At 66.6% G+C, this 8,237-nt stretch carries 6 protein-coding genes; all 6 read right to left on the minus strand.

The annotated features are described in order from the left end of the window. On the minus strand, positions 1-2,679 hold a 2,679-nt coding region (locus E6K76_00705; GenBank protein TMQ60769.1), incomplete at its 3' end, for a hypothetical protein. A 253-nt stretch (positions 2,680-2,932) separates the two neighbouring features. Next, positions 2,933-4,012, minus strand: a complete 1,080-nt coding sequence (locus E6K76_00710; GenBank protein ID TMQ60770.1) for a 3-isopropylmalate dehydrogenase — start codon at positions 4,010-4,012, stop codon at positions 2,933-2,935. Further along, a complete protein-coding gene (locus tag E6K76_00715; GenBank protein TMQ60771.1) occupies positions 4,005-5,333 on the minus strand; it encodes a 2-isopropylmalate synthase in 1,329 nt (442 codons plus the stop codon). Before E6K76_00715 ends, E6K76_00710 begins: the two co-directional genes overlap by 8 nt. Continuing rightward, entirely contained in the window at positions 5,264-6,478 is a 1,215-nt protein-coding gene (locus E6K76_00720; protein TMQ60772.1) for an acetyl-CoA C-acetyltransferase, read from the minus strand. Before E6K76_00720 ends, E6K76_00715 begins: the two co-directional genes overlap by 70 nt. A 21-nt stretch (positions 6,479-6,499) precedes the next feature. Continuing rightward, a complete protein-coding gene (locus tag E6K76_00725) occupies positions 6,500-7,360 on the minus strand; it encodes a 3-hydroxybutyryl-CoA dehydrogenase (protein TMQ60773.1) in 861 nt (286 codons plus the stop codon). Between the two features lie 2 nt (positions 7,361-7,362). Continuing rightward, the coding region (locus E6K76_00730; GenBank protein ID TMQ60774.1) for a thiolase family protein at positions 7,363-8,237 on the minus strand (875 nt) is incomplete at its 5' end.

Genomic DNA, 8,237 nt, shown 5'->3' on the forward strand with positions numbered 1-8,237 from the left:
GTTTACGTTGCTCACCGTGATCGTGAACGACTTCTCATCGCTCAACGCCCCGTCGCTCGCCCGAACCGTAGCCGCCGCGGTCCCCGAATCCGAGAACCCGGGCGCCAGGTGGATACTTCCCGTCGTGGCGTTCGTCGTCGTGACCGTCACGTACCCCGGCCCCGCGGCCTTCGTGAACGTCAAGGCGTCCCCGTCCGGATCGCTCCCCGTGATCACCTGATCCGCCGTCGCCCCCTCGTCCACCGTCATGTTCGCAATCGCGTTCAGCGTCGGAGCACGGTTCCCGGGCGCCGCCGCATTCACCGTGATCGAGAAGCTCTTCGTATCACTCAGCGATCCATCCGAAGCGGAGGCGGACGCCGAATAGGGCGACCCCACCGCGTCACCGGTGCCCGGCGCGACGTGGACGCTCCCCGTCGTGGCGTTCGTCGTCGTGACCGTCATGAACGCCGGCCCCGTCGCCTTCGTGAACGTCAAGGCGTCCCCGTCCGGATCGCTCCCCGTGATGATCTGGTCCGCCGTACCCCCCTCGGTCACCGTCATGTTCGCAACCGCGTTCAGCGACGGACCGCGGTTTACGTTGTTCACCGTGATCGTGAACGACTTGCTGTCGCTCAAAGGCGGTGAGCCGTTGTCGGTGGCCGTCACCGTCGCCGCCGCGGTCCCCGAATCCGAGAACCCGGGCGCCAGGTGGATGCTCCCCGACGTGGCGTTGGTGGTCGTCACCGTCATATACGCCGGCCCGGCGCCCTTCGCGAACGTAAGAGCGTCGCCGTCCGGATCACTCCCCGTGATCACCTGATTCGCCGTCGCCCCTTCGTCCACCGTCATGTTCGCAATCGCGTTCAGCGTCGGAGCGCGGTTCGCACCGGCGGTCACCGTCACCGTGAACGACTTGCTGTCGCTCAAAGCCGGTGTGCCGTTGTCGGTGGCCGTCACAGTGACCGGGTAGGGTCCCGCCGCGTCCCCAAACCCGGGCGCAGCATGGACGTTTCCGGTGGTCGGGTTGGTCGTCGTCACCGTCACGAACGTCGGCCCCGCGCTCTTCGCAAACGTCAAGGCGTTGCCGTCCGCATCCGACCCCGTGATCACCTGATCCGCCGTCCCAGCCTGAGCCACCGTCATGTTCGCAATCGCGTTCAGGGTCGGAGCGCGGTTCTGCGGCACCCCCGCATTCACCGTGATCGAGAAGCTCTTCGTGTCGCTCAGCGATCCATCCGAAGCGGAGGCGGACGCCGAATAGGGCGAGCCCGCCGCGTCGCCGGAGGCCGGCGCGAGGTGGACGCTGCCCGTTGTGGCGTTCGTCGTGGTGACCGTCATGAACGCCGGCCCTGTCGCCTTCGTGAACGTGAGGGCGGTGCCGTCCGGATCGAATCCGGTCAGCGCCTGATCCGCCGTACCCCCCTCGGTCACGGTCATGTTGGTGATCGTGCCCAAGGTCGGCGGCCGGTTCACGTTGTTCACGGTGACCGTAAGCGTCTTATCGCTGTTCAAGGAGCCGTCGCTGGCGCGCACCGTGGCCGCCGCCGTCCCGGCGTCCGAGAACCCGGGCATCAGGTGGATACTCCCCGTCGTGGCGTTCGTCGTGGTGACCGTCACGTACGTCGGTCCCGCGGTCTTCGTGAACGTCAACGCGTCCCCGTCGGGATCGGTTCCCGTGATCGCCTGATCCGCCGTCACGCCCTCGTTCACGGTCATGTTCGCCGGCTGGCTGAGCGTCGGAGCTTGATTGGTGTTCGCGATCGTCAAAACGGTATTCGTGCTGTCCGTGCCTCCGGCTCCGTCGCTGACCCGCCAGAGGATGTTGTAGGAACCGGCATCGCTGAATCCGGGGGTCCCGGAGATCGTGGCGGTGCGCGGCGAGACGCCGGGGGTCGACGTGAACGTCAAGTCGGCAGGCTTACCGGACTGGGTGATCGTCAGCGTGTTGGTCGCGTCGGCATCGGTCGCGGTCGCCATGATGGGCGTCATGGCCGTGCCCTCGGCGGCCGAAGCCGTCGCGGGAGCCGTGATGTCCGGGAAGGCGTTTCCACCCGTCGGCCCAGACACCCCATCCCGGTCGTACCAGTCGCCCGAGCAAGCAACGTTCGGATCCCCAAGGAGGTACGAGTTGAACCCCAACACAAACCCATCGCAATTCGGCGTGCCCACGAATGTGGTCGGTAGATTCGGATCCGCGTCGATCGGGTGATTCGCGACTTCGACCCCGGGGCTCCCAGAAAGAATCGTCACCGGAATCGAACCGATCGTGAACAAACCCGCGGGCGTGAACGTCCCGAATGTGCGCTGAAAATCAATACTGCAGTCGTGATCGGTGGTCTTTTGACCCCCAAACGGCGTGTACGCCGCGTCCGCGGGCGTAAACGTCCCCCAGGTCACCGTGCCTCCCCCGGTGCGCGCCAGGAGGATCGTGTAGGAGCCAACGTCGAGCGGTCTGGTATCGGGGGCCGCCCCGCACGTCGCCGGCGGGGACGTGTGGGAGTTACAGGTCTGAGGCGACCCGTTCTTATCGTGGCTGCTGTCGAGGATGATTGTCAGGATCGTTGTCCCCGTCGCCCTCATCTTCGTGTTGTCGGTCGGATTATCCGAGAGGATCTTGATGTACTGAGCCGTCGCGGTCCCGGCGAAGCACGCCGAAATGAGCACCCCGAGAGCAACCAGTCGTACCGCGGCCTTCATGAATCCCTCCTCTGGCATTGGATGAATGGACCACTACGGTTGTAGAGGGAAAGTCGACGAGAATTTCGATGGGTGGAGATCGCGCCCCCCGGCAGGTATGCGCAGCCACAGGGACGCTTGAGGCGAAACAGTGAGCAACGGCGGGATCTCACTATCCTGTTGGCCGAGCGAGTTGAGAACCCTACGGTTTCATGAGACCGATCAATTTTAGCAGAAACACGGCCACAATTCAAGGCCCAGAAGCAGATACCCGTTACGTCGGCGTGGCCGCGCGCCGCCGGACCGACCGCCGGACCGCCTCCCCCTGCTCCCGTGTCCCGACCCCGCTGTCCGTGCCCGCCGAGCGCAACTGTCCGGTCGCGAAAAGCTCGGCCACCGACTCCTCGATCAACTCCCCCCCCTCTTTCTCCCCGATGTGCTCCAAGAGCATTTGCGCCGCGAGGATGGAGCCGATGGGCGACGCAACGTTCCTTCCCGCGTGCTTGGGGGCGGAGCCGTGGATCGGCTCGAACATGGAGACCCGGCCCGGGTGGATGTTCCCGGACGCGGCGATCCCCATGCCCCCCTGGATGGCTGCCCCCAGGTCGGTCAGGATGTCGCCGAACATGTTCGAGACCACGATGGTGTCGAAGCTTTCCGGGTCCTTGACCATCCACATGCACGCGGCGTCGATGTAGGCGTGCTCCCGGGCGATGTCGGGAAACTCGCGGCCGACCTCCTCGAACGCGCGCGTCCAGAGATCCATCGCCCCCACCGCGTTGGCCTTATCGACCAGCGTGAGCTTTCGCGCCTTCGCTCGGCGGCGGGCGAGGTCGAACGCATACCGGATCACGCGGTCCACGCCCTTCCGCGTGAAGATCATCTCCTGGACCGCGACCTCATCGGGCGTTCCCTTTTTCAGAAACCCTCCGATTCCCGCGTAGACGTCCTCGGTGTTCTCGCGGACCACCATCATGTCGATGTGCTCGGGGCCCTTTCCCTTGAGCGGACACAGGTCCGCGGCGAAGAGCTTGATCGGGCGGAGGTTGACATAGAGGTCGAGGCCGAACCGGATTCCGGAGATGATCGCCCTCTCCAGCAGCCCGATGGGGAGCCTCGGATCGCCGATCGCTCCGACGAGGATCGCGTCCTGGCCGCGCATCTCCTCGAGCGCCGTGGCGGGGAACGTTTCCTTGGTTCTGAGGTAGTGCTCCGCGCCGAAGGGATACGGGGTGAGCTCGAGGGGGAAGCCCCGAATTTCGGCGATCAGGCGGAGCGTCTCGACCGCCTCGGCTGTTACCTCGGGGCCGATCCCGTCTCCGGGTAGGATCGCGATCCGGTAGGACTTAGCCAATGCGGGCCCCCGCCCGGGCCTTCTTGAACGCCCGGACGAGATCCAGGAGCTCGCCGTCCTCGAAGACGGCCTCCCGCTGCTTCGCGAGCTTGAAGATATGCTCGACCAGCTTGGGTTCGGCCTCCTCGCCGTGCTCGACCAGCCAGCAGATCACGTTCGACTCCCCGCACATCGGGCCCACGTCGATCTGCTGCTTGAGGCCGAGCCAATCGGCGGGGACGCTGGAATAGACCCGGTCCGCGAGCCAGGCGTCCCCCTTTTTCCTCGCCTTGATCACCGCGGCGGCGTGAACGCCCGTCGCCGTTCGGAACGCATCGCGGCCCAGGGCAGGGTAGTTGTAGGGGAGCGGCACCCGGCAGGCACGCGATACGAGATCGCAATATTCCGGGAGCGCCGTCAGGTCGCTGTCGAGCCAGCCCAAGAGCTTCAAGTTCACGAGAATCAGATCGAGCGGCGCGTTCCCGACCCGCTCCCCGATGCCCAGGATCGTACCGTGCACGCGATCGGCGCCCGCGCTCAGGGCAGCGAGCGCATTCGCGACCGCCAGGTCGCGGTCGCGGTGGCCGTGCCAGTCCACACCGACTTTCTCTCCGGTGCCGTCCACCACCTCGCGCATGAACCGGACGACCCGCGCGGCACCTTCCGGCGTCGCGTGCCCGACCGTGTCGGAGACGCAGACGCGACGGGCGCCGCATTCGATCGCGGTGATGTAGAGCCTGCGCAGGATTTCCGGGCGGGCGCGGGTGGTGTCCTCCGTCACGTACATGACGGGAACGCCGTTCCGGACCGAGTACGTGACCGCCTCCTCGGTATGCCGGAGCATGCGCTCGAGGTCCCAATCCTCGGCATATTGGCGGATCGGGCTCGAGCCTATGAAGGTGGCCGCTTCGATCCTGAGACCGGTCTTCTGGGTGATCTCGATGATGGGATCGATATCGGCCTTGAGCGTCCGCGCGGCGCAGTAGGGCTCGATCGCAAGCTTCGCGCTCACGATCTCCTTTGCAAGGTGGAACGTGGCCTCCCTGGCCCGCGGGCCCGCCCCGGGCAGGCCGATGTCGTTTCCGTGCACTCCGATGCGGGCCTGGAGGTGGAGCGCGCGGATCTTGTCCGCGATCGGGGGATCGGTGACGGAGGGTGACTGGAGCCCATCCCGAAGGGTCTCGTCCACGACCTGGACGCGCCGGGGTGGGCGCCCTGGGACTCCATCCCCCACGTTCCAGTCGTAGATCAGATCCCGCTCGCTGGGGTGGCTCACGGAAGCGATTCTAGGACCGCGGCGATGCCCTGGCCTCCGCCAATGCAGGCTGTGGCCACGCCCCAGCGCTTCTTCCGGCGTCTCAGCTCGTAGAGAAGCGTCAGGATGAGCCGCGTCCCGGTCGCGCCGAGAGGATGCCCCAGCGCGATCGCCCCGCCGTTGACGTTCGTCTTCTCGCGCGGGTTCCCCAGCTCCTTCTCGACCGCGAGATACTGGCCGGCGAATGCCTCGTTGATCTCGAAGAGATCCACGTCATCGACGCTCAAGCCGACCTGCTTCAAAGCCGCGCGGGTCGCGGGGACCGGCCCGATCCCCATCACGTCCGGGTCCACGCCGGTCGCGGCCCAGGACGCGATCCGCCCGATGGGCTTCAGATCGCGCTTCTCGGCGTGCCGCGCGCTCGTGACGACGACCGCCGCGGCCCCGTCGACGATTCCGCTCGCGTTTCCCGCCGTGACGAAGCTCTCCTTGCCGAACGCGGGCGGGAGCTTTGCGAGCCCTTCCCGCGTGGCGCCCTCGAAGCAGTGATCATCCTTCTCCACCGGCTTCGGGTCCCGTCCGGGCGGCAGGACCGGCACGATCTCCTCGCTCAGGAGGCAGGAGTCGATCGCGCGCCGTCCCTCGGTGATGCTCCGGAGCGCGTAGGCGTCCTGCTCCTCGCGGGTGATCTTGTACCTGCGCGCGAGATTGTCCGAGGTCTGCGCCATGTAGCAGCCGCAGTAGGAATCCCTCAGCGCGACCATCAGCGTGTCCTCGAGCGCGCCCTGCCCCAGCTTGATCCCCGTGCGTGCGCCCCGGATGACGAAGGGAGCCTGGCTCAGGTTTTCCATGCCCCCGGCCAGCACGAAGTTGGCTTCGCCGAGGAGAATCATCTGCGCCGCCGAGACGACCGACTGGATCCCCGAGCCGCAGAGCCGGTTCACGGTGAGCGCCGGAACCGGCACCGGGACGCCGGCTTTGAGCCCGACGTGGCGCGCCCCGTAGAGAGCGTCGCCGCTCGTTTGGAGCGCGTTCCCCATCACGATGTGGTCGAGGATCTCGGGGGGCACCTTCGAGCGCTCGAGCGCCGCTTTCGCGGCGACGGCTCCCAGATCGATCGCGGAGACATCCTTGAGCGCGCCGCCCGGTTTCCCATTTCCGGCGCGGCCCCCAACCCACTCGGTCATCGGGGTCCTCGCCCCGTTCAGGATCACGATTTCTTCGCGCGCCATGTGAGGTACCTGCTTTCCGTATTAGGACTTGGTGTAGTCGTAGAAGCCGCGGCCCGACTTTCGGCCCATGTACCCCGCCAGCACCATCCTTTTCAAGAGTGGCGGCGGGGCGAAGTGGGGCTGGCGGAACTCCTCGAACATGATGTTGGCGATGTAGTAGGTCGTGTCCAGACCGACGAAGTCGAGAAGCGTCAAGGGCCCCATCGGGTAGCCGCAGCCCAGCTTCATGCCGTTGTCGATATCTTCCCGCGACGCGAGCCCCGATTCAAGCAGCCTCACCGCGTCCAACAGGTAGGGCACGAGGAGCCGGTTCACGACGAAGCCGGGCGTGTCCTTGCATGCGACCGCCGTTTTCCCGAGCTGCTCGACGAAACCGCGGGCGCGCTCGAACGCCTGGTCCGACGTCGGGAGCGCGCGGATGATCTCGACGAGCTTCATGAGCGGAACGGGGTTGAAGAAATGCAGCCCGAGCACGCGCTCCGGCCGGCCGGTGGTCGCCGCGATCTCCGTGATGGCCAGGGAGGATGTGTTGCTCGCGAGCACCGCCGTGGGCTGGACGATCCGGTCGAGCGCGGAGAACACCTCGCGCTTGGCGGCGATATTCTCGACCACCGCCTCCACGACCAGCTCGCAGGGAGCGAGGTCCTCGAGCTTCGTGGTTCCTTTGATGTTTCCGAGGATCCGGTCCCTCTCCTCGGCGGTCGCCTTCCCCTTCGCGATCCCGTCTTCCAGGAATTTCCGGATCCGACCGAGCCCCTTCTCGAGCGTCGGCTGGTCCACCTCGCGCACGATGGTCTCGATCCGAGCTTGCGCGGAAACCTGGGCGATCCCGGAGCCCATGAGACCGCAGCCCACCACCCCGACACGCTTCAACGCGGCCATGCTCAGGTTCCTCCTTGGCTCAATTCGAGCGCGATCCCAAGCCCGCCGCTCACGCACAATGTCGCGAGGCCCAGCGCGGCCCGCCGGCGCTTCATCTCATGAACGAGGGTGGTCACGATGCGCGCGCCGGTGCATCCGATCGGATGGCCCAGCGCGATCGCTCCTCCGTTGACGTTGAGCCTGCTTCGATCCATGTGGAGCTCGCGGTCGCACGCCAAGACCTGCGCCGCGAAGGCCTCGTTCAGCTCGATCAGGTCGAAGTCGTCCAGCGACCGCTTGGTTTTCTCGAGGAGCCGGCGCGTCGCGGGCACGGGCCCGATCCCCATGATCGCAGGATCTACCCCGACCACCTCGCTCTCCCCGACCCATGCCAGGGCGTCGAGTCCGCGCTCGCGCGCGACGCTTTCGGCCGCAAGCACCAGCGAGGCCGCCCCGTCGGTGATTCCCGAGGAGTTCCCCGCGTGGACCGTGCCGCCGCTCCGGAACACCGGCGGAAGCTTCGCCAGATCCTCGAGCGTCGTGTCCGCCCTGGGGTGCTCATCCGCCGACACCGTGCGCTCCTCCCCTTTTCTTCCCGCGACCGTCACCGGGACGATTTCACGCTCGAAACGCCCCTCCCGCATGGCGGCCGCCGCGCGGCGCTGGCTTTCGAGCGCGAACGCGTCCTGCTCCGCGCGATCGATCTTATATTCATCCGCGAGCTTCTCGGCGGTCTCACCCATGAGAAGCCCACAGATCGGATCGAGGAATCCGTCGCGGTACATCCCGTCGGCGAGCGGCGCATGACCGAGCCTATACCCGCTCCGCGCGCGGTCGAGGAGGTAGGGGACCCGGCTCATGCTCTCGGTCCCGCCCACCAGGACCAGGCGGCCCTTCC

The sequence above is a fragment of the Candidatus Eisenbacteria bacterium genome (genome assembly GCA_005893275.1).
Taxonomy (GTDB): Bacteria; Eisenbacteria; RBG-16-71-46; order SZUA-252; family SZUA-252; genus WS-7.